Below are 26,967 nucleotides of genomic sequence, written 5' to 3' on the forward strand. Positions count from 1 at the left end.
TTGTCTAGGGGCGGAAACAATCCATGGGTTCTCAAGCCGCACATGTCCACGGTCAACAGGCCGTTTCGCCGCGCGGGCGGCTGCTCCTGGTGGATGACGAGGAGAACATCCTCAAGTCCATCCGCCGGGTGCTCCGCCGCGGGGACTGGGACATCGAGACGGCGACGGACGCCGAGCAGGGCCTGCAGGCGGTGGAGGCGTTCCACCCCGAGGTCGTCATCTCCGATTTCCGCATGCCGGGGATGAATGGCGTCGACTTCCTTACCCGGGTGAAGCAGCAGGCGCCGCGGGCCCAGCGCATCATGCTGACGGGGCAGGCGGACCAGCAGGCCATCGAAGAGGCCATCAACCGGTCCGAAATCTTCCGGTTCATCTCCAAGCCCTGGAACGACAGCCACCTGGTGCTGACGGTGAAGAGCGCGTTCGAGCAGTACGCGCTCCAGGCGGAGAACGAGCGGCTCTACACGGTGACGCAGGCGCAGAACGCGGAGCTGAAGCTGCTCAACGCGGACCTGGAGGAGCGCGTCGCCCAGCGCACGCGCATGCTGAGCCAGGCCAAGCGCGAGTGGGAGCTGTCCTTCGACTGCATGGAGACGCCGCTGTGCGTGGTGCGCGCGCGCGACTTCGCGGTGCGGCGGGCGAACCTCGCGTACGCGGACGTGGCCGGGCGCTCCATCGAGGAGATTCCCTCCGACACCACGTGCTTCCGCTACCTCTTCGGCCGCAACGAGCCGTGCACGGGCTGTCCGCTGCCGGCGGCGGTGGAGAGCGGCAAGGGCGCTCGCGGCGAGGTCCGCCAGGGAGGCCGCACCTTCGTGGTGGCCGCCTACCCCATGGCGGGGGACGAGCGCGTCGTCTGCACCTACCGGGACGTCACCGAGGAGCAGTCGATGACCCGCCGTCTCATCGAGACGGAGAAGATGGCCGCGGTGGGCCAGCTCGCTGGCGGCGTGGCGCACGAAATCAACAACCCGCTGGGCGGCATCCTCGCCTTCGCGCAGTTGATGTCGCGCGACGCGGGCCGCAGTGACGCGGACCTGGAGTCGCTGGGCCTCATCGAGGAGAGCGCGCTGCGCTGCAAGCGCATCGTGGAGAGCCTCCTGAAGTTCAGCCGCCACAGCCGCGTGGAGGACCGGCGGCCCTTCGACCTGTCCAAGTGCGTGGAGGACGCCGCGGTGCTCTTCCGCGCGCAGCTCAAGTCCATGCCCACGGTGGAGCTGTCGCTGGGCCTCACGGACGGTCTGCCGAAGGTGTACGGCGACCCCGGTCAGCTCGCGCAGGTGGTGCTCAACCTGCTCCAGAATGGTCTCCAGTCGCTGCCCACGCTCGAGGGCAAGCTGACGCTGGTGACGGGTCGCGAGGGCGACCGCTGCTACTTCGCGGTGACGGACACCGGCACGGGGATCGAGGAGAAGCACCTGCCTCGCATCTTCGAGCCGTCGTTCACCACCAAGGCCCCGGGTGAAGGCACCGGCCTGGGGCTCTCCATTGCCTACCGCATCGTCCAGGACCACGGGGGCAGCTTCCACGTGGACACCACGGTCGGCCAAGGCTCCCGCTTCACCGTTTTTCTGCCCATCCCCCTGCAGCTCGAGAGGTTGCCGTGAACCAAGTCAAGCGCGCCAAAGTCCTCGTCGTGGATGACGACTCCGTCGTCCTCAAGGCCGTGACGCAGATTCTCCAGCGCGAGGGCCACCCGGTGGTGGCCATTGACGACGCGGTGGAGGGCCTGACGGCGGCGAAGGACCCCACCATCGACGTGGTCGTCCTGGACATCAAGATGCCGAACCTGTCCGGCATGGACCTGCTGCGCGGCATCAAGGCCGACCGCCCGGACGTGGAGGTCATCATGATGACGGCCTTCGCCACCGTGGAGACGGCGGTGGAGGCGGTGAAGGCGGGCGCGTACGACTACCTCACCAAGCCCTTCGAGAACATCGACGAGGTCAGCCTCACGGTGGCCAAGGCGGCCGAGCGCAAGGCACTCAAGGACCGCGCCCGCGCGCTGGAGGAGGCCCTCACGGTCCGCAGCCAGTTCGAGGACCTCATCGGCCAGTCCACGCAGATGCGCTCCGTCTTCAAGCTGGTGGAGACGGTGAGCCACTCCACGGCCACCGTGCTCATCCAGGGTGAGAGCGGCACCGGCAAGGAGCTGGTGGCCCGCGCCATCCACTACCGCAGTGCGCGCAAGGACAAGCCCTTCGTGGCCGTCAACTGCTCGGCGCTGACGGAGACGCTGCTGGAGAGCGAGCTCTTTGGCCACGTGAAGGGCAGCTTCACCGGCGCCACCGGCAACAAGAAGGGCCTCTTCGAGGCGGCCGACGGCGGCACCATCTTCCTGGATGAAATTGGCGATGTGCCCCCGGCCACCCAGGTCCGCCTGCTGCGCGTGCTGCAGGAGGGCGAGGTCAAGCGCGTGGGCGCCAACGAGCCGGTGAAGGTGGACGTGCGCGTCATCGCCGCCACCCACGTGGACCTGTCCCGCGCCAAGGAGCAGGGCAAGTTCCGCGAGGACCTCTTCTACCGCCTCAACGTCATCACCATCGACCTGCCGCCGCTGCGCGACCGGCCCGAGGACGTGCCGCTGCTGGCGCACCACTTCCTGAAGCTCTACGCGTCCAAGGCCGACAAGAAGGTGACGGGCATCTCCCCGCGCGCCATGGAGGCCCTCACCTGCAACCGGTGGACGGGCAACGTGCGTGAGCTGGAGAACGTCATCGAGCGCGCGGTGGTGCTCACGGGCAATGAAGTCATCGACGTGGAGGACCTGCCGCCGGGCTTCCAGTCCGCGCCGCAGCCGGACTCCACCGTCGAAGTGTTCAGCCTGGCGCATCTGCCCTACGCCCAGGCCAAGCGCCTGGCGATGCGCGCCTTCGAGCGCCGCTACCTGTCCGCCCTGCTGGAGAAGAACAACCAGAACGTCTCCAGCGCGGCGCGCGCGGCGGGCGTGGACCGCTCCAACTTCCGCCGGCTGCTCAAGCAGTACGAGGTGGCCGGCCGGTCGATGAAGCCCCGCGTGGCCCAGGCGGACGACGCCGAGGCGCTCGAGGCGGCCTCCTGACGTGTGTCAGCAGGCGGGCACCCCGGCATTTCAGATGCGCGCCGGGGGGCCTCCTGGACTAGAACCCGGGGTTGCGTGCAGACCCTGGCAATCGTCGCGAAGAGGGACAAGCCCGAGGCGGTAGCGCTCGCGGCTCAAATCCGTGAGCGGTACCCCCACCTGACGGTGCTGGCGGACCGCACCCTGGCCCACGCATTGGGCTGGCCACGGGTGGAGGACCGGGAGCTGGTGTCCCGGGCGGACCTGATGGTGGTGCTGGGCGGTGACGGCACGCTCATCTACGCGGCCCGCCTCCTGGGCGGCCGCGGGGTGCCGATTCTCGGCGTCAACCTGGGCAGCCTGGGCTTCATGACGGAAGTCCCGGTGGAAGAGCTGGACCCCATGCTGGAGCAGGTGCTCGCGGGGCGCTTCCAGGTGGACTCCCGGATGAAGCTCACGTGCCGCCTGCTGCGGGGTGGCCAGACGCTCATCGAGGACGAGGTCCTCAACGACGTGGTCATCAACAAGGGTGCGCTGGCGCGCATCGCCGACCACGAGACGGCCATCGACGGGGTGCCCATCACCACCTACAAGTCGGACGGCGTCATCCTGGCGACGCCCACGGGCTCCACGGCGTATTCGCTGTCCGCGGGAGGGCCCATCGTCCATCCGTCGGTGGACTGCACGGTGCTGTCGCCCATCTGTTCGCACGCGCTCACGCAGCGCTCCATCGTCGTGCCGGCGGACCGGACCATCCGGGTGACGCTGCGCAGTGAGACGGCGGACACGTACCTCACCATCGACGGGCAGACGGGCCACGGCCTGCAGGGCGGGGACTGCATCGAGGTGGTGCGCTCGCCCAACCGGGTGAACCTGGTGCGCAACCCGAAGGTGGCCTACTTCTCCATCCTCCGGCAGAAGCTCCACTGGGGCGAGCGTTAGGGGCGCACGGCTTTCGTGTTCCTCTTCCTGTCGAAGGTGCTGGACCTGCTGCTGGCGCCGCTGAGCTGGGCGCTGCTGCTGTGGCTCGTGGCCGGGGTGGTTCGCCGGCGTCGCGCGCGGCTGGCGCGGGGGCTGAGCGTGCTGGGCACGCTGGTGCTGTACGCGTTCTCCAGCGAGCCGGTGGCCATGGGGTTGATGCGGGCGACGGAGGCGGGCGCGGTGACGTCGCTCCAGCCCCGCGTCACGTATGACGCCGTCATCGTCCTGGGCGGAGGGTTGGACCCGGCCGCCACGGAGCGCGCGGGCGTGCCGGAGTACAACGCGGCGGCGGAGCGGGTGCTGCGAGGCTTCGAGCTGCTGCGCGAGGGCAAGGCGCGGCAGGTGCTCATCTCCGGCGGTTCGTTGGACCCTCGGCCCGAGGCCGTGGTGGAAGCGGAGGTCCTGGCGCGGCAGCTCCAGCAGTGGGGGATTCCGGCCGACCGCATCGTCCAGGAGGGGCGCAGCCGGAATACGCGGGAGAACGCGCTGGAGTCCGCACGCATCGTCCAGGAGCGCGGCTGGAAGTCGCTGCTGCTGGTGACGAGCGCCGCGCACATGCCGCGCGCGGCGGGCTGCTTCGCGGCGGTGGGCTTGCGGCCGGACACGTTGCCCGTGGACGTGCGGGCGTCCAACTCGCCACTGCGGCGCATGAGCTGGTTGCCCCGGGCTGGCGCGTTGAGCGTGAGCACGGACGCGCTGCGCGAGCTGGCGGGGCGCGTCGTTTATCGTCTTCGCGGCTGGACGGTGGAGTAGGCCCGTTCTCGAGGCTCGCGTGTCCGTGCCACCTTCGCAGCTGGACGGCGGAGTGCTCGCGGCTCGCTCGCGCGTCCGTGCCACCTTAGCGGCTGGAGGGTGGAGGAGGCCCGTGTTCGCGGCTCGCTCGCGCGTCCGTACCACCTTCGCGGCTGGACGGTGGAGGAGGCCGGTGCTCGCGGCTGGAGTGGGCCGCCATCAGCGGGGCATGGGCGCCCGCTGTCGACGTCAGACGCCGCCCAGGAGCGGCGCCTGGGTCTCAGGCAGTGGCTCGCCCATGCCGGGGTGAGTTCGCTCAACGCGGGGGCGCCGCATGCCAAGCGTCGCTCCCGTACTGAGGCGCGGGGCCACCCCGTCAGCTACTTGAGCGGAGCGGGAGGCTGCCGCGCATCGGGCGCCAGCGCGCCACTTCCGCGCCGGGAGATGCGCCCCGCCGCCTGGGCGTGTGGTGACGGCGTGCCCGTCCGGAACGCCTCCGCCAGGACATCCAGCGGCGAGTGCCCGTTCACCATCGCGGGCGTGGTCGGCTGGTTCTTCAGCATGTCGTAGCCGTCCTTCCCGCTGGCGAGGAAGCTCAACGTCGCCAGCCGGTACGTCGCCGCCGCGTCCAGCGGCTTGCCGCCCACCGTCACGCCCAGCACCCGCTGGCCTGCGGGCTTGTCCGCATCGAAGGTGAACTCCATCCCGGACACCTGGGGGAAGCGGCCCGGGCGCGAGTCCTCGCGGCTCAAGCTGACGCCGTTCTCCAGCGCCGCGCGCAGCGTGTCGCCCTTCACCTCCAGCACCACCAGCTCGTCCGCGTACGGAAGGATGGAGTGCAAATCCCGCCGAGTCACGCCGCCTGCGGGCAGCACCGCGTCCGCGCGCAGGGCCCCGCCGTTGACCAGCGCCACGTCCGCGCCCGCCGCCGCCCGGAAGGCGTCCGCGACGAACGAGCCCAGGTTCGTCTCGCGCGTGCGCACCTCGGCGGCCCGCGCATCCAGCGCCACGGGCGTGCGGCCCACGCGCTCGGACAGCTTGCTGAACAGCGCCGCGTACGGCTGCATCGCCGCGTTGAACTCCGCGTCCTCCGGCAACTGCCGCGTCACCGGAAGCGTCTGCCACACCACCTGCCGCACCGTGGCCGTCGCCGAGTCCACGTCCATCGTGAGCCGGCCCAGGTCCACCGCGTCCGCGGCCACCTTGAAGATGGGCGTGCCCGTGGTGTGGTCCTCCAGCGCCTCGTGGTCATGCCCACCCAGCACCACGTCCACCTTCACGCAGCGGGTGAGGGCCCGGTCCTGGTCCGCCGTCTGGTGCGTGAGCGCCACGATGACCTGGGCGCCGTCCTCGCGCAGCTTCGCCACCGCGCCCCGGGCCGCCTCGCACACGTCCCCGAAGTGGGTGTCCTTGCCCGCCTTGGTGGTCGTCTTCGTCTCGGGGAGCACCACGCCGAACAGGCCCAGCTTGATGCCGCCCAGCTCCCGCACCGCGTACGGCTTCACGCCCGTGAAGAGCCCTCCGGCCTTGGTGTCCTCCACGTTGGCGCCCAGCCAGGTGAAGCGGGACTCGCGGATGCGCTCGCGCAGCACGTCGTCGCCAAAGTCGAACTCGTGGTTGCCCAGCACCGCGTAGTCCAGCCCCAGCGCGTTCCAGGCGGCCACCATGTGGCGGCCCTTGAGCTGCTGGCCATCCACCTCCACCAGCGACTCCACGGACGGAGACAGCGTGTCACCCCCCATCAACGTCAGCACATGGGGTGAATCCCGCAGCACCTGCTTGCGCAGGGTCGCGGCGCGCGCCATGCCACCCCGCTGACCGTCGTCGACCGCTTGCACCTGGTAGACGTCCGCGAGATGCAGCAGCGTCAGGCGCACCGAGCCGGCCGGCGGGGCGGGGGGAGTGGCCGGTGAGGTCGTGGCGCAGCCGCTGGCCAGGACCGCGGCCAACGCCAGGAGGGCCTCACGTCGGGCCAGCGCTGTCTTCTTCTTCATCGTGCGTCGCTCTCTCCAGCGCGCTCCCAGAGCGGAACGCAACGTTGGGGGCCTATCGCACTCAGGCGTGGATGGCGAGCACCGGGGACTTCACGCGGCGTGTCACACACGGCCGCCCGAGCGCCGACTGATACATTTGACGCAGCTCGGTATGGTGGAAAGTTACAGATTCCGTGCAGAGCCGTTTGCGCTGGATTCGCGCTGGTTGCTAGGACGCTCCCTGACCAAGGGAGGTTGTCACCATGACGCACAGCAACAGGTGGAGTGCGCTCCTGCTGGCCGGTGTGATTGCCGGCTGTGGGGAGTCCGCGCTCGAGGGGCAGCAAGGTTCCACGGAAGAGACAGCGGTCATCAGCCAGCAGCTCAGCTCGTCCACGCGGCCGGGCATGGGCGCCACCATCTACAACGGTGGCACCACGTTCCGGACCTGGGCGCCCATGGCGAGCCGGGTGTTCGTCTCCGGCGATTTCAACGGCTGGGGCACCTGGATTGAGCTGGGCAACGAGTTCAACGGCAACTTCTCCGGCGACGTCGCCGGCGCGGTGAAGGGCCAGAAGTACAAGTTCATCACCCGCAACCAGTGGGGCAGCGACGCGTGGCGGGCGGACCCCCGCTCGGCGTGGCAGGAGAACTCCACCGGCTCCAGCATCATCTACGACCACGGCGAGTACTGGTGGAACGCCCAGCAGTTCAGCACGCCGGGCTTCAACGAGATGATCATCTACGAGCTGCACGTCGGCACGTTCAACGACTCGCCCGGCTGGGGCCCTGGCAACTGGAACAGCGCCATCGCCAAGCTCGACCACGTGCGCGACCTGGGCGCGAACATGGTCAAGGTCATGCCCGCCTACGAGTTCGCGGGTGACTTCTCCTGGGGCTACAACGCGGCCTTCCCGTTCGCGCCGGAGAGCGCCTACGGCCACCCCAACGACATGAAGCGCTTCGTGGACGAAGCGCACATGCGTGGCATCGGCGTCATCTTCGACGTGGTGCACAACCACTACGGCCCCAGCGACCTGCCGATGTGGTGCTACAGCGGCGACTGCCTGGGCTCCGGCGGCGAGTACTTCTACAACGACTGGCGCAAGAGCACGCCGTGGGGCGACACGCGCCCGGACTACGGCCGCCCCGAGGTTCGCGCGTACATCCGCGACTCGATGATGAACCTGCTCCACAACTTCCGGGGCGACGGCCTGCGCTGGGACGCCACCAAGTACATGCGCACGCAGGATGGCAGCGACGGCACCGCCATCCCCGACGCGTGGCGCGTGTTCCGCTCCATCAACCGGGAAATCAACTCCACGCAGCCCTGGAAGATCAGCATCGCGGAGGACTTCGGCGGCGGTGACGCCATCACCAACGCCTCGACCTCCGACACCGCGGGCGGCGCGGACTTCGACTCGCAGTGGGGCGGCAACTTCGTGCACGCCATCCGCGCGGCCGTCATCGCGCAGAACGATGGCAGCCGTGACATGAACGCCGTGCGCACCGCCATCACCCAGCGCTACAGCGGGCGGCACACCGCGCGCGTCATCTACTCGGAGAGCCACGACGAAGTGGCGAACGGCAAGGCGCGCGTGCCGGAGGAGATCTGGCCGGGCAACGCCGGGAGCTGGGCCTCCAAGAAGCGCTCCACGCTGGCGGCGGGCGTCGTCTTCACCTCGCCCGGCATCCCGATGATCTTCCAGGGCCAGGAGTTCCTCGAGGACGGCTACTTCCAGGACACCGACCCCGTGGACTGGGGCAAGAACAGCACCTACAGCGGCATCCGGACGCTGTACCGCGACCTCATCCGCCTGCGCCGCAACTGGAGCAACAACACGCGCGGCCTGCGCGGCGGCAACGTCAACGTCCACCACGTGAACAACACCGGCAAGGTGATTGCGTACCACCGCTGGGAGAACGGCGGGCCCGGGGACGACGTCGTCATCGTCGCCAACTTCAGCGGCACGTACTTCCCCAGCTACAACGTCGGCTTCCCGCGCGCGGGCACCTGGTACTCGCGCTTCAACAGCGACTGGAACGGGTACTCCGGTGACTTCGGCAACACGGCCACCGTCAACACCGTCGCCTACAGCGGCGGCAAGGACGGCATGTCGCACAACGCGTCGTTCGCCATCGGTCCCTACTCGCTGGTCATCTTCTCGCAGTAGCGCCTGACGGAAGCGGGCGCCCGGGCCTCGTGTCCCGGGCGCCTTTTTCGTTTCAGACGGTGTAGCGGCGGCCCTGCGCGAGCGGCTCGATGACGCTCGCGCCGGTGTCGAAGTCGTCCGGGTAGTGGATGAGCCGCATCCGGGCGCGGAGCTCCGCGGGCAGCGCCGCCAGCTTCTCGTAGGGCGTGTGCACGCCGTAGTTCGTCTCGTGGATGATGAGGTCCGCCGAGGAGAGCCAGTGGATGAGGCCCTCGTCGAAGGCGGTGTCCGCGCTGTACCCCAGGCAGCGGCCCCCCGCGTGGATGCGCAGCGCGGTGGTGGGCACGTGGTGGTACGTCATCCGGCTCTCGATGAGGAAGGGCCCGTGCCGCACGGAGGACTCCGTGGAGAGCGGCGTGTGCTCGAAGTAGTCGTCGAAGTGCTTGGGGTTGGGCGGCTCGCCGCGCTTCTCGATGAGGCACTCCATGCCCGCGGCCAGGTTGCCCGCCCACAGCCGGTGGGCGACGTCCGGATGGGCCAGCACCTCCAGCTTCCGCTGCAGGACGAAGAAGGAGAAGTAGCCCAGGCTCTCCAGCCCCGACGCGTGGTCCGCGTGCAGGTGCGTGAGGGCCACGGCGCTGATGCGGTCCGCGTCCAAGGGCACGCCGGTGGATTCGGAGGCCTCGCGCATCATCTTCCGGATGGGGTGCGGGCAGTCCACCAGCAGCACCTGGTCCTCGGCCTCCACGGCGAAGCAGGACGAGTAGCGCAGGGCGGAGAAGGCGTCGCCGATGCCAAGGGTGGTGAAGGACAGGCTCATGCCGGGCTCCGGTGGGTGGGGGCGAGTCGCTCCTGAAGCTTCGCCGCGACGGCCGGTGGACAGAAGGCCGAAACGTCCTCGCCACGCGCCACGCGGGCCTTGAGTCCGCTGCTGCTCACCTCGGCCAAGTGGGCTTCGGCGGGCAGGAAGAGGGTGGACAGCTCGGGGGCCAGCGCGCGGTTGTTCTGCGCCAGGGTCGTCTCGAACTGCGCATCCATGGCGCCGCGCACCCCGCGCAGCAGGACGCTGGCGCCAATGTCGCGCGCGAAGTCGACGATGAGCCCCCGCGCGAAGGCCACGGTGACGTTGGGGTGGTGGGTCACCGCCTCGCGTATCAGGGCCATGCGCTCCTCGGCGGTCAGCAGGGTCTGCTTGTCCGGGTTGCGGGCCACCACCACCACCACGTGGCTGAAGAGGCGGGCCGCCTGCCGGATGACGGACATGTGGCCGGCGGTGACGGGGTCGAAGCTGCCAGCGTAGACGGCGATGGTCATCACGACACCTCGGGAGTGGCCTCGGGCGCGAGGCTCCGAGGCGGGTGGAAGGTGAGGGCGGCGTACCCCGTGCCCGCGACGCACAGGAACGCGGCCAGGGTGAAGTGTCCGGCATACCCGAGCGCCTGGGCGCTGAATCCGCTCACCGCCGCGGCGGCGCCCGTGGCCAGCACCACCAGCGAGGCCTGCACGGTGTAGTCGGTGGCGGCGTGGCCCGGACGGCACGCGTCCATCATCGCGGTGAAGACGGCGGCGGTGGCCATGCCGCTGGCCACGTGCTCCACGCCGCAGACCAGCGTGAGCACGGCGGGCGTCGCGGGCCCCTTCGCGATGAGGGCATAGAGCAGCACCGCCCCCGCCTGGATGCCGCCGAAGAGCAGGAGCGCCCGGCGCCGTCCGAGCCGCGCCACCAGGCCGCCCCCCAGCAGCGCGCCCACGAGCCCCGCGGTGAAGCCCACGCCTCCCAGCATCCAGCCGATGTCCGTCAGCGACAGGCCCACGTCGACCAGGTAGGTGCGCAGCATGCCCGTGGCCAGGGCTTCGCCCGCTTTGTAGACGACGAGCAAGGTGAGCCACGGCGCCGCGCCCGGCCGTTTCAGCCACCACCGCAGGCCCAGGCTCTGCGCGGGCGGCGGGATGGAGGGCGGCTCGCGGTAGCGCGCGATGGGCACGGTGGCGGCGAGCAGCAGCGCCCCGAGCGCGAGGAACGTGGGGCGCCAACCCACCGCGTCGAACACGGCCAGCATGACGCCGCCGCCCAGAATCATCCCCACGCGGTAGGCGGCGACCTGGATGCCGTTGCCCCAGCCTCGCTCGGCGGGCGCGAGCAGGTCCACGGCGAGGCCATCCGTGGCCACGTCCTGCGTGGCGGCCAGGAGGTTGACGCCCAGCACCGCGGCCATCAGCAGCCGCGTGTCCAGGGTGCCATCGGGAAGCGCGAGCGCCAGGAGCAGGCCCGCGGACAGGCACTGCAGCGGGAGGATGTAGCCGCGCCGGCGGCCCCATCGCGCCGAGCCGTGCCGGTCCATGGCGGGGGCCCAGAGGAACTTGAGCGCCCAGGGCAGCGCGAGCAGGTGGGCCAGGCCAATGGCGGGCAGGGACAACCCTTGGTGGCGCAGCAGCACGGGCAGCGCCTGGGTGAAGAAGCCGAAGGGGAGGCCCTGCGACAGGTAGAGACTGGAGAGCAGTCCGAGCTTGGTTGCGGTCCTCATGCGTCCTCCGTCGAATCCAGGAGGCCCGCGGCCATGCGCTTCACGGTGCTGGCGGCGGAGCCCGTGGGGACGAGTCCCGGCACGCTGGCGGAGAGCACGAAGTACCCCTGCACGGCGGCGAACAGGCCCGCGGCCAGCGCCGGGGCCTTCCGCTTGCCGGCGACGGCCGCCACCAGCGTCGTCAGCCGCTCCAGGTCCGCGCGCACCACCTGCTCGTAGATGGCGCGGACCTCCGGCTGCCGGATGGCCTCCGCGCTGATGACGACCCAGCTCGCGACGGCGTTCGGTGCCGCGTCGTCGCCCGTGGCGAGGAAGGCCTCCAGGAAGGCGTCCACCTGGGCGCGGGCGCTGGTGCTCTTCACGCGTGAGAGCTTCGCCTCCACGCGCTGGCGGGCCTGCGCGGCGAGCTGCTCCACCAGGGTGAGGAGAACCTCCTGCTTGCCACTGAAGTGGTAGTGCACCAGCCCGGGGCTCAGGGCCGCCGCCTTCGCGATTTCGCCCACGGAGGCGCGCTCGTAGCCGCGCTCCGACATGACCTTCAGCAGGCCCGCGACAATCTGCTGACGGCGCTCCTCGGTATTGGATGGGCGGGGCATGGCGGCCTGTTTATTGGTTGTTTGACCAACTTATAAACAGGGCGATGCCGGGCGTCAATCCCACCGGGGGCCTTCCGCGCGCCGCCGTCGCCATGCGGGGCGCCCGGGAGCGCACCGATGGCATGTGGGACGCGCGGGGGCTGGGGCCGCTTCCGCCCGCGCTCAGGCGGGCACGGCGCCCGCGTGGATGGGCACCTCGCGCGCGGACACGAGCGCTTCGATGCCCGCGGCCACCATGTCGGGCACCTCCAGTGCGGGGAAGTGACTGGTCGCGGGCAGCTTGAGCACGTGGAAGCCCGGGTGCTCCACGCCGAAGTCCACCTGCGCGGCGAGGTAGTCGTGCGACTCCGGCCGGGCGTACAGGTGCATGGTGAGGGGCATGGGGTCGAACGCCGCGAGCGCCCTGAGCGGCGAGCCCTCGCGGGCATACGCGGCCTCGATTTCCCGTCCGGCCCGAGCCCACATGGCCTCTCCGAACGCGCCCATGTCGTCGCGCACGAAGCGGCGGATGGCCGCGTCGTCCAGTCCTTCCAGCCAGGTTTGCAGCAGCCCATCGCGGACCTCGCCCCAGCGCTCGGTTTGAAGGCCGCGCACCGCGTGGAGGAAGGACGGCGTGGGCTCGGTGGCAATCCAGTCCAGCATCACCATGCGGGGCACGCGCACGGGGCCCAGCGCCCGCCGCAGCTCGAGCGCCCACCAACCCGCGTGGGACATGGCCACGGGCACGATGTGCCGCGCGCCGCTGGCCTCCACCACCGCGAGCAGGTCCTCCAGCACCGTCGTGCTGTCGAAGTCGGTGTCGCCACCCTCGGATTCGCCATGGCCCCGGAGGTCCACCGACAGGACCCGCCGGAATGCCGAGCAGCGGGGCAGCAGCTTCTGGAAGGTCGCCCGGGTGGTGCACCAGCCCGGGATGAAGAGGAGCGCGGGCTCGCCGCGTCCCATGTCGTCAAAGCGGATGCGGGCGCCGCCGCGGCTGTGTACTTCCGGCATGTCGTCCCCTCCGTGGATGCGTTGGTTGATTCTCGTCGGAGGGTGCGCAGGGCTGGCCTGCATGTCAGCAGGCGGCACGGAGGGGGCCTTCCCGCTCGGCCGCGAGTCCACCCGTGACGGCCAATGCATCGAATGCTTGATATCCTGCTTGTGGGGTCCGGGCGCGTCCGGGCCATGGAGGAGTCCACATGCAACTGAAGTCGCTCATGGGAAGCTGCGTGCTCGCCGTTGCCGTCCTGCTGGCGGGGTGTGGTGGCACGGAGCTGGAGGCGGAGCTCCGCGAGCCCCTCGGAGAGCAGGAGGCCGCCATCTACCAGTGTTTGCCAGGGGCCCCCGCCGGCTCGAGCTGTGGCAACGGCGGAACCTGTGTCTACGACTACGCGGGGCAGTACGCGCCGCCGTGTCGGCCCCGGTGCAACCTCACGAACCTGTCCTGCGGGGGCTCGCAGGTGTGCTGCTCGGGCATCACGGCGAACCCGTACTGCATGCCGGCGCACATGGGCTGCGGCCCCATCATCCGCGAGCCCGTGGAGTCGTAGCCGCGAGGTCGCGCGCTCCGGTCCTCGCGCTGGAGCGCGCGGCGCACCGTTCAGAAGGACAGCAGTGTCGTCACGCGCTCGCGGCCCAGCCGGTTGGGGCCTTCGAGGAAGTCGAGGCTGAGGAGGAAGCTGAAGCCCACCAGCTCCCCGCCGAGCCGGGACACCAGCTTCGCCGTGGCCTCCGCCGTGCCTCCCGTGGCCAGCACGTCGTCGACGACGAGGATGCGCTCCCCCTGGAGGATGGCGTCCTCGTGCATCTCCACGCCGTCGGAGCCGTACTCCAGCGAGTAGCGCTCCACCACCGAGCGGTGCGGCAGCTTTCCCGGCTTGCGCGCCGGCACGAACCCCGCGTTGAGCGCCAGGGCGATGGGCGCGCCCAGGATGAAGCCCCGAGCCTCCACGCCCACCACCTTCGTGACGTGCTGGCCCCGGAAGGGCGCTGACATGGCGTTGACCACGCGGCCGAAGAGGCGTGGGTCCGCCAGCACCGGGGTGATGTCCTTGAAGGTGATGCCAGGCTTGGGGAAGTCGGGGACGTCTCGGAGCCGGGCCGTGAGGTCCGAGACGAGGGTGGTGTCGGTCAGGCTCGTGACGGGCATGGGCATTCGCGGCGCTCCGGGCTGGGAGAAGGGAAGGGCCGTCACCAGGCGGTGGGGCAGGGTAGGTCGGCCAGGCGCATCGGGGCCAGGCTGTTCGCCCGCTCTGCCAGTGGGCTGACAGGCCGCTGCCCCGGCGGGATGGTGAGGGGACCCACCAATACCTTCCGAATGAGTTCAACTGCTTCTGGGGGTGAAATGGACTGTCCGCTCGACGGGCCGGATGCCTTCCCTGGAGGCGGGCGGCTTTTGGGAGCGCGGAAGCGGACGGTCCAGGCCATGGCGGGGGTTGATGCTCTCACAGCTTGATGCCGGCGGCGGATTCCGCTGGCGGACGCATTGATTTTTCCCGCGACCGGGAGCCTCGTTGCTGTGGTAGTTCAACGGGTTCCCTGGCGATTTGGAGCCTGGGTCCTGTGCCAGCCGTGCAATCCACCGCCGATATCCGAGAGATCCTCCCGCCTCAGGACACCCAGTGGCTCCGTGCCCTGAAGGCCGAAGTCCAACCCACGACCTTCAAGCAGGGGCGAGAAGTGGCGGAGTCACGCCGCGTCTTCGGCCTCACTCGTGAAGGTGACCGCATCAGCGCCCAGGTCGCCAGTTCGACGGGCGAGCGGTATCAGACGGCCCTTCAACTGGGGAACGGCCGAGCCACGTCGACGTGCACCTGCACGTCGTGGAACGTTGGCGGTCCGCACTGCAAGCACGTGGTGGCCGCGGCGCTCATCTACGCGGCTCGCTTCCGTTCGCCCGGTCCGCCGCAGCCCCGCCCCGCGGAGCCTGTCGCTGCCGCCGCGCCGGAGTCCAGGGAGGTCGTCGTCGTTGACGACGAAGTGCCCGTAGAGCCGTTGCCGTCGAACGGTGAGCCGGTGAGCCTCCCGGCCCTGGCCAAGGTGGAGAGCTGGCTCGGCCTGTCTTCTCAGCCGGACTACGAGTTCTTCTACCGGCTGACCGCGGCCAGCAACGCCAATGGCAGCGCGCGGCAGTGGGTCATCGACGTGCGCCGTCAGGACGCGCAGACGAAGGGCCCCATCCACGTCAAGCGCCTGCTCCAGACGGGGGGCCGCATCTCGCCCGCGGACGAGCGCGTCTTCATCGTGCTGTCGCGCCACGAGCACCGCTACGACTCGCGCATCGTCCTGTCGGACGAGGAGCTGAGCGAGGCGCTGGAGCTGCTGCGCTTCCGCCGCGTCATCTACCGCGGCACGCAGCTCATCAACACGGAGGTGCCGGCGCGGCCCCAGATTCATCTGGAGTCCCGTCCGGACGGCGCCACCGCGCGCATCGAGCTGCTCTTCCCGGACAACACGAGCCTCGCGCTCAAGGACGTCATCCTCCTGGCAGGCCGCCGCACCTGGGTCATCCAGGCGCAGAACCTCCACCCGGTGGAGCCGGACTTCCCGCCGCGCCTGCTGCGCAAGTGGCTGCTCGAGCCGACCATGGCCTTCCCCACGGGCCAGTTGGACCGCGTGCTGACCTTCTTCGCCGCGCACCTTCCGCGCTTCCGCATGGCGCTGAAGGCGGACGACATCGAAGTGGACGAGTCGGTGGAGCCTCGCTTCATGCTCACGCTCGAGGGCACCCCCGAGCGCGTGAAGGTGCAGCTCGCCGCGAAGTACGGCCAGACGACGGTGCCGGTGTCCCCCACCGCCACGCACCTGGGCTACGCCAGCGGCGTGGGCGGGGACAACCGCAAGCTGTACCGCCGCCGCGAGGAGCTGGAGCGCTCGGCCGGGAAGCTGCTGTTGGACCTGGGCCTGCGCTTCGAGTCCCAGGCCCAGGCCTTCGACGCCGGCGGCGACATCGCGCTGGAGTTCTGGGCGCGCGGTCTGGCCTCGCTGCCCGAGGACTGGGAGCGCTTTGGCGTGCAGGCCCCCAAGGTGCGCCTGCGCCCCAAGCTCAAGCCGCGCATCCGCGTGGGCATGAGCGGCGTGCAGTGGTTCGACCTGGACGCGGAGTTCGTCACCGACGACCAGGCCGTGGACCTGGGCGCGGTGCGCATGTGGCTGGAGTCCGGCCGCCGCTTCGTGCCCCTGAAGGACGGCTCCTTCGCGGAGGCGGACCCGGTCGAAATCAAGCGCGTGGCGGACCTGCTCGAGGAGGCCGGCGCGCTGCCGGGCCGCTCTCGCACGCGGCTGCCGCTGCACCAGGCCGTCGCGTTGGATTTGCTGGCGGACCTGGGGGAGTTCACCGAGGTCGAGGCCAAGGCGCGGCAGGCGATGCTGGAGCTGCGTGAGACGGCGGGCGTGCCGAAGGTGGCCGTGCCCGACGGCTTGCAGGCGACGCTGCGCCACTATCAGGAGGCCGGCCTGTCCTGGCTCTGGTTCCTGCGCCGTCACGGCCTGTCCGGCATCCTCGCGGACGACATGGGTCTGGGAAAGACCATCCAGTCGCTCAGCCTGATGCAGAAGGTGGCCAACGAAGAGGGACGCAAGCCGTCGCTCGTCGTGGCGCTCACCAGCGTGCTGGCCAACTGGGAGCGCGAGGCCGAGCGCTTCACGCCGGGCCTCAAGACGATGGTGTGGCACGGTCAGGACCGCAAGGAGCGGGCCGAGGACCTGAAGGGCATGGACCTGGTGCTCACGTCCTACGCCCTGGTCCGCCGCGACCTGGACCAGCTCTCCCAGGTGGGCTTCCGCTACATCATCCTGGACGAGGCGCAGAACATCAAAAACGCCGACAGCGCCACCGCGCAGGCGTGCAAGGCGATGCCCAGTGAGACGCGCCTGGCGCTCACCGGTACGCCGCTGGAGAACCGCCTCTCCGAGCTCTGGAGCATCTTCGATTTCCTGATGCCGGGCTTCCTCGGCAGCGCGGACGGCTTCGGGGACCGCTACGAGCAGCCCATCCAGGTGGCCAACGACGCCACGGCGAAGGACCGCCTGCGCCGCCGCATCCAGCCCTTCATCCTGCGCCGCTTGAAGACGGAGGTGGCCAAGGACCTGCCGCCGAAGACGGAGAGCGTCGCGTGGTGCGAGATGGAGCCCGGCCAGGCCGCGCTCTACCGCGAGGTGCTGGACGAGAGCCGCCGCAAGGTGAGCGAGAGCATCGAGAAGGTGGGTTTCAAGCGCAGCCGCGTGTCCATCCTCGCCGCGCTGATGCGCCTGCGTCAGGTGTGCTGTGATCCGCGCCTGCTCAAGCTGCCGCCCGGCACGCTGATGCCGCCCAGCGCGAAGGTGGAGCGCTTCCTCCAGTTGGTGGAGGACCTGGTGGCGGAAGGCCACCGCGCGCTCGTCTTCAGCCAGTTCACGGAGATGCTGGAGCTGCTGAAGCAGGAAGCGGACAAGAAGGGCCTGCGCTACCTCTACCTGGACGGCCGCACCAAGGACCGCATGGGGAAGGTGGACGAGTACAACAACCCGGACGGTCCGCCGCTCTTCTTCATCTCGCTCAAGGCGGGTGGCACCGGCCTCAACCTGACCGCGGCCGACTACGTCATCCACTTCGACCCGTGGTGGAACCCGGCCGTGGAAGACCAGGCCACGGACCGTACGCACCGCATCGGTCAGACGCGCGCCGTCATCAGCTACAAGCTCATCACCCGCGGCACCGTGGAGGAGAAGATCCTCGCGCTCCAGCGCCGCAAGCGGGAGCTGGCCGCCGGCGTGCTCGGCGGTGACGGTGACGAGATGGGCCGGACGCTCACGGAAGAGGACATCCAGGAGCTGTTCACGGAAATCTGAGGACTTAGGAGGTTGGGGGCCCAACGAGGCCCCTTCCTCTCCCGCCCGCCATCCGTGCGCTCAACCCGAACGCCTGTGCAGTGTCAGTCGGACCTGCTAGGGTGTTCAGGTACCAGAGCCGTCGTACGGACATTGGAGGGCGCGCGTGCTGCTGGGTCTGCGGATTTCGAACGTGGCGGTGATCGAGGAGGTGGAGGTGGCGTTCGGAGCCGGCCTCACCGTCCTCACGGGTGAGACAGGTGCGGGCAAGTCCATCCTCGTGGATGCACTGGGCCTTTTGCTCGGAGGGCGCGCCGACGCGGATGTCATACGCGCCGGTTGCGAGGAGGCGTCCGTGGAGGGCGTCTTCGCGCGCACCTCGGCGCTGGAGGCCCGGCTGGAGGAGCTGGGGCTGCCGGACCTCGGGGAAGAGGTGCTGGTGCGCCGGGTGCTTGGACGCACCGGGCGGGGCAAGGCCTACGTCAACGGCTCGCTGGTGACGGTGGGCGTGCTGGGCAAGCTCACGCGCGGGGCGGTGGACATCGCCGGCCAGCACGAGCACGTCAGCCTCTTCGACTCGGGGCTGCACCGGGTGCTGCTCGACAGGTACGGCAACCTGGAGACGGTGCTGGGCGCCTTCTTCCGGGAGTACACGGGCCTGCGCGAGGTGGACGCGCGCATGGAGGCGCTCGGGGGCGACGAGGCGAAGGTGCGCGAGCGCGCCGAGTTCCTGCGCTTCCAGCTCGACGAAATCGCGCGCCTGGAGCCGGAGGCGGGCGAGGACGCGCGCCTGGACGCGGAGCGCAAGCGCCTGGGCGGCGCGGAGAAGCTCAAGCGGCACGCCTCGGAGGCGGAGCTGCTGGTGGCCGGTGAGGAGCAGTCCGCCGTGGAGACGGTGGGGCGCGCCCTGGGGCTGGTCCACGACGCGGTGAAGTGCGACGCCACGCTGGAGCCCGTGTCACAGGCGCTGAGCACCGCGCTTTCGGAGCTGGAGGAGGCGCAGCGCCGGCTCAACCGCTACGTGGAAGGGTTGGAGTCGGACCCTTCCCGGCTGGCGGACGTGGAGGAGCGGCTGGATGCCCTCAAGCGGCTGTGCCGCAAGCACGGCACGCACCTGGACGGCCTGTTGAAGAAGCAGGGCGAAATCGAGGTGGAGCTGGGCACGCTGGAGAACCGGAAGGAAATCCTGGAGGAGCTGGCCGCGGAGCGGCGCAAGGTGGAGGAGCGGGCCCGGAAGGCGGCCGCGGCGCTGACGCGTGCGCGCACGGCCAGCGCGGTGGCGTTCGCGGCGCAGGTGCGCGAGGGCCTGGGGCAGTTGGCCATGGGCAAGGCGGCCTTCGAGGTGCGGGTGACGCCCTCCGAATCCCTGCGTCCGGATGGCGCGGACGACGTGGAGTTCTTCTTCAGCGCCAACCCTGGCGAGCCGCCGCGCGCGCTCGGCAAGGTGGCCTCGGGCGGTGAGGCCAGCCGGCTGCTGCTGGCGCTCAAGAAGGCCCTGGCGGACAGCGACGGGGGTGGGTGTTACATCCTGGACGAGGCGGACGCGGGCGTCAGCGGCGCCATCGCGGACGTGGTGGGGCGGATGATCAAGGACGTGAGCAGTCACCGTCAGGTGCTGTGCATCACCCACCTGCCGCAGGTGGCGGCCTACGCGGACGCACACCTGCTCATCCGCAAGGGGCTCAAGGGCGAGCGCACTGTCTCCGAGGTGGTGGTGCTGGAGGCTGGGGCGGAGCGGACCCGGGAGCTGGCGCGGATGATGTCGGGCGTGGAGGTGACGCGCGAGGCGCTGGGGGCGGCCGAAGCCCTGGTGCGTTCCGCACACCGGGCGTTGGGAAGTCGAGCCCGCAGGGAGTCCGGACCGGAGGGGAGCCCCCGGGGCCGGCTCCGACGCACCGCGTGAAGTACACTCGGTGCATCCGTGTCCTTGCCCCATCCTTGGGCCTCACATAGCATCCTGGGTGTGTCCAGCACCGCAGGGCAGACCGCGGCCTCCCGCTTGAAGATAATTTCCGCCGGCCTGACGGATGTCGGGCGTAAACGTAATCACAACGAGGACAGCTTCCTCATTGATGATGAGCTCCAGCTCTACGTCGTCGCCGACGGCATGGGCGGCCACGCAGGAGGTGGCACGGCGTCTCGTATCGCCGTGGAGACCATCGACAAGGAGATGCGCCGGGCGCGGGAAGGCAAGGAGAACCCCTTCCTGTCCGTGCCCAACCTCCAGGATTCGCCCATTCCCGAGGCGCTCCGCACCGCCGTGGAGCGGGCCTGTCTGGCCATCTTCACGACGGCGCAGGAGGACGCGCGGCTGTCCGGCATGGGCACCACCGTCATCTCCCTGGTGGTGCGCGACGAGCACGTCTTCTTCGCTCACGTGGGCGACAGTCGCGCGTACCTCATCCGGGGCGACCTCATCCAGCAGATCTCCGAGGACCACTCGCTGGTCAACGAGCAGATCAAGGCGGGGATGATTACGCCGGAAGAGGCGAAGCACTCCCGGTACAAGAACATCATCACGCGCTCGGTCGGCTTCGAGGAAGAGGTCCAGGTGGACGTCATGGGGCTGGTGTCAGAGCCCGGCGACGTCTTCCTGCTCTGCTCGGACGGCCTCGCCAACATGATGGAGGACCGGGAAATCCACGAAGTCGTGGCGAATACGCGGACCTTTGATGAGGTCCCGCAGCGTCTCATCGACTTCGCGAACGAACGCGGCGGCGACGACAACATCACCGTCATCGTCGTTCGAGTGGAAGCCTGACGCACCCGGAGTCTGAACGTGGCCAACAGACCTCCCTGCGGGTCTGTTGACCTTGACACTCTTGGAATGTGAGTGGTAGCTGCCCCAACGTTTCCAGCCGAGTCGAAACGCCGGTGGGTGACGAAGCCGGAGGGGTAGGCGGCGGGGGGAGGTGTTGCGCGAGAGCAAGCGACTTAGCTTGCTTCGCCAGAAGTCCCACGCAAGCAGGGAGCTGTCCCGTGGCGAAAAAGTCCTTCACACTGATGGTGATTCCGGACCACGACGCTCCGGTCAAGCGGTACACCATCCAGCGGTCCTTCTTCACCCAGGTGGGGATGGGGCTGATGCTCGTGGTGGGACTGGGTGTGGGTGCGAGCATCCACTACTTCCAGGTGGCGGCGGACGCTTCCGAGAACCGCATCCTTCGCGAAGAGAACCTGACGCTGCGCTCCCAGTTGAAGTCCGTGCGTGAGCGCATCGAGCACATCGGTTCCACGTTGGATCGCGTCGAGCGCTTCGACCAGAAGCTGCGCGCGGTGACGCTGCTGTCGGATCCCCAGCGCAACCTGGCCATGGGCCCGACGGAGCCCGAGGCGGGCACCGTGGCTCCGGCGACGGACACGCAGTTCACGCAGCTCACCTCCACGGAGACGCCCAAGGCGCTGATGGGCCGCCTGGACCGGCTGAGCGCGGAGGCCACCCGCCAGGAGCAGAGCCTCCAGGAGCTGCAGGCCTACTTCCAGGACCAGAAGTCGCTGCTGGCCTCCACGCCGTCCATCTGGCCCGCGCGCGGCTGGGTGACGAGCGATTTCGGCTCGCGTCTGGACCCCTACACCGCTGATCGCGTCATGCACGGCGGCATGGACATCGCGGCGCCGCACGGCAAGGAAGTCTTCTCGCCGTCGGACGGCACGGTGGTGTTCGCGGGCCTCGAGGGCGGCTACGGCAACGTGCTCGTCATCGACCACGGCTACGGCATCAAGACGCGCTACGGCCACCTGTCGAAGATGCTGGTGAAGGCCGGCGACAAGGTGAAGCGCGGCATGCACATCGCCGCCGTGGGCAACACCGGCCGGTCCACCGGTCCGCACCTCCACTATGAGGTCCGGGTCAACGGCATCGGGCAGAACCCCCGCAAGTTCATCCTCGAGGAGTAGCGCCTCGCCTGCCTCGGCCGCGTGCCGAGGCGCACTGCGTCTGAGCCCCCTCCGTACTTCACAGGGGGCTCCGCTCCGCCGACCGGCCCAAGCTGAAGCTCAGTAGAGCGTCGCGGGCCCCGGAATCGCCCCGTCCAACCGGATGCGCCGCCGCTGAAGTCCCTGCGCGCGGCCGGTGCGCTCCATGACGTGGGTGCGCTCCAGCTCCGCCCACAGCAGGGTCCCCAGCACCTGCCAGTGCGAGGGCGCGTCCACCGTCAGCTCCAGCAGGCTCACCGTCCACGCGGGCACGTCCGCGTCGAGCGTGGACGGGGGCAGCACGCGCCGGACGTCCTGGCCGAGCCGCTCGCGCGTGGGCGCGGCGAGGTGCTCGCTCACCGTGAGCTGCGAGGTGGGCACCAACAGCGCGGCGAAGGCGTCCGCGTGGATGCGCACCACCTTGGCGCCGGGGTACTGCGCGGACAGGGACTCCACCGTGGCGCGCAGCACCGCGTCGCCGGTGGGGAACCCGAAGCGGGCGTTGACGTTGATCATCCCCTGCACGTCGGCGATGACGGCGCCCACGCGCCACCCGTCATGGTGGGCGTGCGTGGACAAGTCGTACTCCTCCTTGAGGAGGCTCCCCTGGGTGAGGGCGGGCACCTGGAAGGCGCCCGTCTTCGCGTCCGGCTGCCCCCGGCGGGCCTGCTCCGCCTGGACGAGCACCTCCACGGCGGCCTGCACCGGGGCCTGGGGGCTGCGGGAGAGCACCCAGGGGTTCAGGGCGATGAGGGCGGTGGCGGTGTCGTCATCGAGCGCGTAGGGCATGGCGACCCTTGTGTAGCGCGTCCTCACCTTCCGCGCAGGGGCTCACTTCAGCTTGTGCGCGGTGACGGTGACCTCATCCCGGTCATGGTAGAGTTGGCGGACGGTGAGCCCCTCCCAGCCGCCCTCCTGGGTGAGCGTGTGGCGCACCCGCAGCAGAATGGGGTTCTTGTCCTTCATGGGCAGCTTGATGTTGGCCACCAGGTGTTGGGCCCAGCCTCGGCGCCCCCACTTGGCCAGGAGCTGTGCCACCTCCAGCGGCCGCCACGCCATGTCACAGAAGAGCCAGTCCACCGGTTCATCAGGCGCGTAGGAGAAGGCGCTCTCCTGGACGTGCTTCACCCGGGCGTGGCCCGTCAGCTCCGGCATCAGCCGGGCTGGATCCACCGCCACCACCTTGGCGCCCCGGCTCACCAGTCGCTGGGTCCACCCGCCCGGCGCCGCGCCCAGGTCCGCGCAGACGTCGCCGCGCCCCGGCTCGAAAGCCAGCCCGTCCAGCGCCTCCTCCAGCTTCATGGCCGCGCGAGACGGCGCGTCGCCCGCCCTGCGCATGCGCCTGCGCCCGCCCGGGGCCAGGGACACGGCCTCGCGCGCGGTCACCGCGCCCACCACCGTCACCCCATCCGGCGCCACGCACAGCGAGAAGAGCACCGCGCCCGCCTCGCGTGCCCGCTGGGCGTCCTCCACCCGGCGCTCCGCGGGCAGCCTGGCGGCGACGGCGGCCTCCAGCGACTCCGCGAAGGGCGCCAGGGCGTTGCCTCGGGGCGTATCCGGCGTGAAGACCTGTAGGACCCAGGGCGTGCGTCCGGAGGCGGACAGCACCGCCCGGGCCGCGGCCTCGGCGACGACTTCGGGCGCGGTCTCCGTCAGCGTGGCCACCACCTGATGGCCCACGCGGGCGAAGGCCGGGGCCTGTCCGGCCACGGCGTCACTCTCCACCAGGGCCTCGCCCAGCAGACGCGGCTCGGCGCCGGCCCAGGCCAGCTCCTCGAAGAGGTGGGCTTCGAAGCCGGCGCGGCACGTCCACAGCCACCGTCCGGGGCGGGCGGCCAGCGTGCTGGCGGGCAGGGCCGGGACCTTGGCTCGGGGCGGCGCGCGGGGGGCGGGCGGCGCGGTGTGTGCAGGGGCCTTGCCCTTGGGGGCAGGCCCTGGCTGCTTCGGTGGCGCTCCAGGGCGTCCGGAGTGTCGGGAGGGAGGGCGTCGAGAAGGCCGGGCGGGGCCGCGGCGTTGTTTTCGTGAGGGGGACATTGCGTGGACGAGGTTCCGCTTTACTCTGAGCCGCTGCGTGGTGGGCGGCCAGCCGGGTGGAAGTTTCGGCGGACGCACATGGTTTCCATACGTTTCTCCCTTACACCTCCAGGGATTTCCCTTCACTCGCCGCCGTCCTTCGAGGATTCTCCGGCGAGAGAGCCGACCGAATGATCGAATGGACGCTAAAGAAACTGATTGGGACCAAGAACGAGCGTGAGCTGAAGAAGGCCCACTCGAAGGTCACCCGAGTCAACGAGCTGGAAACCCGCATGCGGGCCCTCAAGGACGAGGACTTCGTCTCTGAGACGAACCGCATGCGGCAGGAAATCCAGAACGGCCGCTCGCTGGACGACCTGCTCTTCGAGGCCTTCGCGCTCACCCGTGAGGCGGCGCGCCGTGTCATCGGCCAGCGCCACTACGACGTGCAGCTCATCGGCGGCATGTTCCTCCACGAGGGCTGCATCGCGGAGATGCGCACCGGTGAAGGCAAGACGCTGACGGCGACGCTGCCCACCTACCTCAACGCGCTGTCGGGCCGTGGCGTGCACGTCGTGACGGTGAACGACTACCTCGCCCGCCGCGACGCGGAGTGGATGGGGCGCGTCTACCGCTTCCTGGGCATGACGACGGGCTGCGTGCTGCACGAGCTGAACGACAAGCAGCGCCAGGAGTCGTACCGCTCGGACATCACCTACGGGCAGAACAACGAGTTCGGCTTCGACTACCTGCGCGACAACATGAAGTTCCGCCTGCAGGACTACGTCCAGCGCGAGCTGAACTTCGCCATCGTCGACGAGGTGGACTCCATCCTCATCGACGAGGCCCGCACGCCGCTCATCATCTCCGGCCCCACCGAGGACAGCACCGACAAGTACTACCGGGTGGACCAGGTCATCCCCGGGCTGGTGCCGGACCAGGACTACACCCTGGACGAGAAGCACCGCTCCGTGTCCCTCACGGATGACGGCATCGAGAAGCTTCAGAAGCGGCTGGGCGTGGGCAACCTCTACGACCCGGGCGAGATTGAAACGCTCCACCACGTGGACCAGGCCCTGCGCGCGCACACGCTCTACAAGCGCGACAAGGACTACGTCGTGAAGGACGGCGAGGTCGTCATCGTCGACGAGTTCACCGGCCGCCAGATGCCGGGCCGCCGCTGGTCGGACGGCCTGCACCAGGCCATCGAGGCCAAGGAGGGCGTGAAGATCGAGAACGAGAACCAGACGCTCGCGACGGTCTCGTTCCAGAACTACTTCCGCATGTACTCCAAGCTGGCCGGCATGACGGGCACGGCGGACACGGAGGCGGAGGAGTTCGCGAAGATCTACAACCTGGACGTCCGCGTCATCCCGACGAACCGCGCGCCCATCCGCAAGGACCTGCAGGACGTGGTCTACAAGACGGAGCGCGAGAAGTTCGAGGCGGTGGCCGCGGAGATCGAACAGCTCCACAAGAACGGGCAGCCGGTGCTGGTGGGCACGGTGTCCATCGCGAAGAGCGAGGTGGTGGCCAGCTTCCTCAAGAAGCGCGGCATCCCCCACAACGTCCTCAACGCCAAGCAGCACCAGCGCGAGGCCGACATCGTCGCGCAGGCCGGCCGCAAGGGCGCCGTCACCATCTCCACCAACATGGCCGGCCGTGGAACGGACATCCTCCTGGGCGGCAACGCGGAGGTCCTGGCCAAGGCGGCCATGGGCGCGCCGCCCGAGCCGCCCACCACGGCCCCGGAAGGGCAGCCGCTGGACCTGACGGCCTACGAGCAGGAGATGGCCGCCTGGGAGGAGAAGTTCAAGGCGACCAAGGTCCGGCTCGAGGAGGAGACGAAGAAGGAGCGCGAGGAGGTCCACAACGCCGGCGGCCTCTTCATCATCGGCACCGAGCGGCACGAGTCGCGCCGCGTGGACAACCAGCTTCGTGGCCGCGCCGGCCGCCAGGGTGACCCGGGTGGCAGCCGCTTCTTCCTGTCGCTCGAGGACGACCTGATGCGCATCTTCGGGTCCGAGCGCATCCAGGGCCTGATGGAGCGGCTGGGCATGGAGGAGGGCGAGGTCATCGAGCACGTGTGGCTGTCACGTGCCATCGAGGGCGCCCAGAAGCGGGTCGAAGGCCACAACTTCGACATCCGCAAGAACCTCCTCGAGTACGACGACGTGATGAACCAGCAGCGGCGCACCATCTACAAGCTGCGCCGCCAGGTGCTGGCCTCCGGCGCTGGCATCCCGCTGGTGGAGTACGAGGAGGATCCGAAGACGCGCGTGAAGACGCGCTCCGAGCGGACCCTGAGCTGGGCGGACTTCCGGGAGATGGTGCTGGACGCGACGGAGGACGTCATCGTGTCCCTCACCGACACCTACGCGCCCACCCGCGGCGTGGAGGGCTGGGACATCGGCGCGCTCCAGCAGTCCGTGAAGGAGACCTTCAACCTCGAGATGAACTTCGAGGGCGTGGGCAACCGCGAGGAGCTCCAGGAGCACATCTACAAGGCGGCGGAGAAGGTCTTCCAGGCGCGCGAGGAGGAGTTCGGCGAGAACTTCATGCGGTTCCTCCAGTACAACTACCTGGCGACCATCGACCGGCTCTGGAAGGACCACCTGCTGGCCATGGACCACCTGCGCCAGGGCATCGGCCTGCGCGGCTACGGCCAGAAGGACCCGAAGCAGGAGTACAAGAAGGAGGGCTACCAGGGCTTCATCCAGATGCTCTCCGCCATCAAGTCGCAGTTCGTCACCCAGTTGATGCACGTGCAGCCCCGCTCCGCCTCCAGCGCGGCGGAAGAGGCCGCCCGCATCCAGCGTCAGCTCGCCCAGCAGCAGAAGAAGGCCGTCGAAGGGCGCGCCACGGCGGACGGCAAGCTGGACGAGGGCTCGGTGGCGGCGGCCGCCCGTCCCGCGGCGGCGACGTCCAACAAGCCCGCGGTGGGCCGCAACGACCCCTGCCCCTGCGGCAGCGGCCGGAAGTACAAGAAGTGCCACGGCGCCACGGAGGCCAGCGTCTAGGACGCGGGCTTTCTGACGGCGGCGGGTAGGATGCCGGCGCGGCGGCCCCTTTCGGGCTCCGCGCCGGTGCCGTTTCCGGGTGGACGGTCCACGCCGGGACGGCGGCAGGGCAGGGGAGCGGCACGCGCCGTTCTCGCCCGGACGGGCGGTGCGGCGAAGCTTGCGCGGCCCGGAGGGGTTCTGTTAAGGACCCCCCGCCCCGAGGTATGGGGACCGGGGGTGGTTCACC

20 protein-coding genes are annotated in these 26,967 nt (G+C 69.7%); 11 read left to right on the forward strand and 9 right to left on the reverse strand.

Annotation, left to right across the window (positions count from 1 at the left end; translation table 11 throughout):
- Window positions 1–23: 23 nt before the first annotated feature.
- The 4 genes from A176_RS07465 (at window position 24) to A176_RS07480 (ending at window position 4,774) form a co-directional block, all read left to right on the forward strand.
- Window positions 24–1,607: an ATP-binding protein gene (locus A176_RS07465; protein ID WP_002634660.1), complete on the forward strand. Its 1,584-nt coding sequence runs from the start codon at window positions 24–26 to the stop codon at window positions 1,605–1,607.
- Complete coding sequence (locus tag A176_RS07470; protein WP_002634659.1) at window positions 1,604–3,061, forward strand: sigma-54-dependent transcriptional regulator; 1,458 nt, start codon at window positions 1,604–1,606, stop codon at window positions 3,059–3,061. The genes A176_RS07465 and A176_RS07470 overlap by 4 nt, the downstream gene beginning before the upstream one ends.
- A gap of 75 nt (window positions 3,062–3,136) precedes the next feature.
- Complete coding sequence (locus A176_RS07475) at window positions 3,137–3,982, forward strand: NAD(+)/NADH kinase (protein WP_002634657.1); 846 nt, start codon at window positions 3,137–3,139, stop codon at window positions 3,980–3,982.
- A gap of 15 nt (window positions 3,983–3,997) precedes the next feature.
- Window positions 3,998–4,774, forward strand: coding sequence for a YdcF family protein (locus A176_RS07480; RefSeq protein ID WP_002634656.1), 777 nt, complete (start codon window positions 3,998–4,000; stop codon window positions 4,772–4,774).
- 359 nt (window positions 4,775–5,133) lie between these two features.
- On the opposite strand, the gene A176_RS07485 is transcribed toward A176_RS07480, so the two are convergent.
- Window positions 5,134–6,747, reverse strand: a complete 1,614-nt coding sequence (locus A176_RS07485; protein ID WP_002634655.1) for a bifunctional metallophosphatase/5'-nucleotidase — start codon at window positions 6,745–6,747, stop codon at window positions 5,134–5,136.
- Between the two features lie 242 nt (window positions 6,748–6,989).
- Between A176_RS07485 and A176_RS07490 the strand changes: the two genes are divergently transcribed.
- Window positions 6,990–8,900: an alpha-amylase family glycosyl hydrolase gene (locus A176_RS07490; protein ID WP_002634653.1), complete on the forward strand. Its 1,911-nt coding sequence runs from the start codon at window positions 6,990–6,992 to the stop codon at window positions 8,898–8,900.
- Window positions 8,901–8,952: 52 nt separating this feature from the next.
- On the opposite strand, the gene A176_RS07495 is transcribed toward A176_RS07490, so the two are convergent.
- The 5 genes from A176_RS07495 to A176_RS07515 form a co-directional block, all read right to left on the reverse strand.
- Entirely contained in the window at window positions 8,953–9,699 is a 747-nt protein-coding gene (locus tag A176_RS07495) for an MBL fold metallo-hydrolase (RefSeq protein WP_002634652.1), read from the reverse strand.
- Window positions 9,696–10,193: a pantetheine-phosphate adenylyltransferase gene (coaD, locus tag A176_RS07500; protein WP_002634651.1), complete on the reverse strand. Its 498-nt coding sequence runs from the start codon at window positions 10,191–10,193 to the stop codon at window positions 9,696–9,698. The genes A176_RS07495 and coaD overlap by 4 nt, the downstream gene beginning before the upstream one ends.
- Window positions 10,193–11,404, reverse strand: coding sequence for an MFS transporter (locus A176_RS07505; RefSeq protein ID WP_002634650.1), 1,212 nt, complete (start codon window positions 11,402–11,404; stop codon window positions 10,193–10,195). The genes coaD and A176_RS07505 overlap by 1 nt, the downstream gene beginning before the upstream one ends.
- Entirely contained in the window at window positions 11,401–12,000 is a 600-nt protein-coding gene (locus A176_RS07510; protein WP_002634649.1) for a TetR/AcrR family transcriptional regulator, read from the reverse strand. The genes A176_RS07505 and A176_RS07510 overlap by 4 nt, the downstream gene beginning before the upstream one ends.
- Window positions 12,001–12,162: 162 nt before the next feature.
- Window positions 12,163–12,993 carry an alpha/beta fold hydrolase gene (locus A176_RS07515; protein WP_002634648.1) on the reverse strand — a complete coding sequence of 277 codons (831 nt, stop codon included), beginning with the start codon at window positions 12,991–12,993 and terminating at the stop codon, window positions 12,163–12,165.
- Between the two features lie 188 nt (window positions 12,994–13,181).
- Between A176_RS07515 and A176_RS07520 the strand changes: the two genes are divergently transcribed.
- Window positions 13,182–13,532 (forward strand): hypothetical protein, encoded by a 351-nt coding sequence (locus tag A176_RS07520; protein WP_002634647.1) that lies wholly within the window; start codon window positions 13,182–13,184, stop codon window positions 13,530–13,532.
- 50 nt (window positions 13,533–13,582) lie between these two features.
- Here A176_RS07520 and A176_RS07525 read toward each other — a convergent pair whose 3' ends face one another.
- Window positions 13,583–14,137: an adenine phosphoribosyltransferase gene (locus tag A176_RS07525; protein WP_002634646.1), complete on the reverse strand. Its 555-nt coding sequence runs from the start codon at window positions 14,135–14,137 to the stop codon at window positions 13,583–13,585.
- Between the two features lie 407 nt (window positions 14,138–14,544).
- Here A176_RS07525 and A176_RS07530 point away from each other — a divergent pair, with 407 nt between their 5' ends.
- The 4 genes from A176_RS07530 to A176_RS40960 all read left to right on the forward strand — a co-directional run bounded on the left by A176_RS07530 (window position 14,545) and on the right by A176_RS40960 (window position 21,687).
- Window positions 14,545–17,811, forward strand: a complete 3,267-nt coding sequence (locus A176_RS07530; protein ID WP_002634645.1) for a DEAD/DEAH box helicase — start codon at window positions 14,545–14,547, stop codon at window positions 17,809–17,811.
- A gap of 145 nt (window positions 17,812–17,956) precedes the next feature.
- Entirely contained in the window at window positions 17,957–19,693 is a 1,737-nt protein-coding gene (gene recN / locus A176_RS07535; RefSeq protein WP_002634644.1) for a DNA repair protein RecN, read from the forward strand.
- Between the two features lie 60 nt (window positions 19,694–19,753).
- Entirely contained in the window at window positions 19,754–20,551 is a 798-nt protein-coding gene (locus A176_RS07540; protein WP_044889531.1) for a Stp1/IreP family PP2C-type Ser/Thr phosphatase, read from the forward strand.
- 218 nt (window positions 20,552–20,769) lie between these two features.
- Entirely contained in the window at window positions 20,770–21,687 is a 918-nt protein-coding gene (locus A176_RS40960) for a M23 family metallopeptidase (RefSeq protein ID WP_002634642.1), read from the forward strand.
- Between the two features lie 99 nt (window positions 21,688–21,786).
- On the opposite strand, the gene A176_RS07550 is transcribed toward A176_RS40960, so the two are convergent.
- Window positions 21,787–22,494: a nucleotidyl cyclase domain-containing protein gene (locus A176_RS07550; protein ID WP_002634641.1), complete on the reverse strand. Its 708-nt coding sequence runs from the start codon at window positions 22,492–22,494 to the stop codon at window positions 21,787–21,789.
- A gap of 42 nt (window positions 22,495–22,536) precedes the next feature.
- Window positions 22,537–23,739: a 23S rRNA (cytidine(2498)-2'-O)-methyltransferase RlmM gene (gene rlmM / locus A176_RS07555; protein ID WP_021781065.1), complete on the reverse strand. Its 1,203-nt coding sequence runs from the start codon at window positions 23,737–23,739 to the stop codon at window positions 22,537–22,539.
- Window positions 23,740–23,909: 170 nt separating this feature from the next.
- On the opposite strand from rlmM, the gene secA reads away from it, so the two are divergent.
- Window positions 23,910–26,738, forward strand: coding sequence for a preprotein translocase subunit SecA (secA, locus tag A176_RS07560; protein ID WP_002634639.1), 2,829 nt, complete (start codon window positions 23,910–23,912; stop codon window positions 26,736–26,738).
- Window positions 26,739–26,967 lie beyond the last annotated feature (229 nt).

It is taken from the genome of Myxococcus hansupus (assembly GCF_000280925.3).
Classification (GTDB): domain Bacteria; phylum Myxococcota; class Myxococcia; order Myxococcales; family Myxococcaceae; genus Myxococcus; species Myxococcus hansupus.

Excerpts from the sequence above, each read along its gene's own strand:
- A176_RS07465 (WP_002634660.1), top strand. The coding sequence starts at position 24 with ATGGGTTCTCAAGCCGCACATGTCCACGGTCAACAGGCCGTTTCGCCG.
- A176_RS07485 (WP_002634655.1), bottom strand. The coding sequence starts at position 6,747 with ATGAAGAAGAAGACAGCGCTGGCCCGACGTGAGGCCCTCCTGGCGTTG.
- A176_RS07490 (WP_002634653.1), top strand. The coding sequence starts at position 6,990 with ATGACGCACAGCAACAGGTGGAGTGCGCTCCTGCTGGCCGGTGTGATT.
- A176_RS07495 (WP_002634652.1), bottom strand. The coding sequence starts at position 9,699 with ATGAGCCTGTCCTTCACCACCCTTGGCATCGGCGACGCCTTCTCCGCC.
- coaD (WP_002634651.1), bottom strand. The coding sequence starts at position 10,193 with ATGACCATCGCCGTCTACGCTGGCAGCTTCGACCCCGTCACCGCCGGC.
- A176_RS07505 (WP_002634650.1), bottom strand. The coding sequence starts at position 11,404 with ATGAGGACCGCAACCAAGCTCGGACTGCTCTCCAGTCTCTACCTGTCG.
- A176_RS07510 (WP_002634649.1), bottom strand. The coding sequence starts at position 12,000 with ATGCCCCGCCCATCCAATACCGAGGAGCGCCGTCAGCAGATTGTCGCG.
- A176_RS07515 (WP_002634648.1), bottom strand. The coding sequence starts at position 12,993 with ATGCCGGAAGTACACAGCCGCGGCGGCGCCCGCATCCGCTTTGACGAC.
- A176_RS07520 (WP_002634647.1), top strand. The coding sequence starts at position 13,182 with ATGCAACTGAAGTCGCTCATGGGAAGCTGCGTGCTCGCCGTTGCCGTC.
- A176_RS07525 (WP_002634646.1), bottom strand. The coding sequence starts at position 14,137 with ATGCCCATGCCCGTCACGAGCCTGACCGACACCACCCTCGTCTCGGAC.
- A176_RS07550 (WP_002634641.1), bottom strand. The coding sequence starts at position 22,494 with ATGCCCTACGCGCTCGATGACGACACCGCCACCGCCCTCATCGCCCTG.
- rlmM (WP_021781065.1), bottom strand. The coding sequence starts at position 23,739 with ATGTCCCCCTCACGAAAACAACGCCGCGGCCCCGCCCGGCCTTCTCGA.
- secA (WP_002634639.1), top strand. The coding sequence starts at position 23,910 with ATGATCGAATGGACGCTAAAGAAACTGATTGGGACCAAGAACGAGCGT.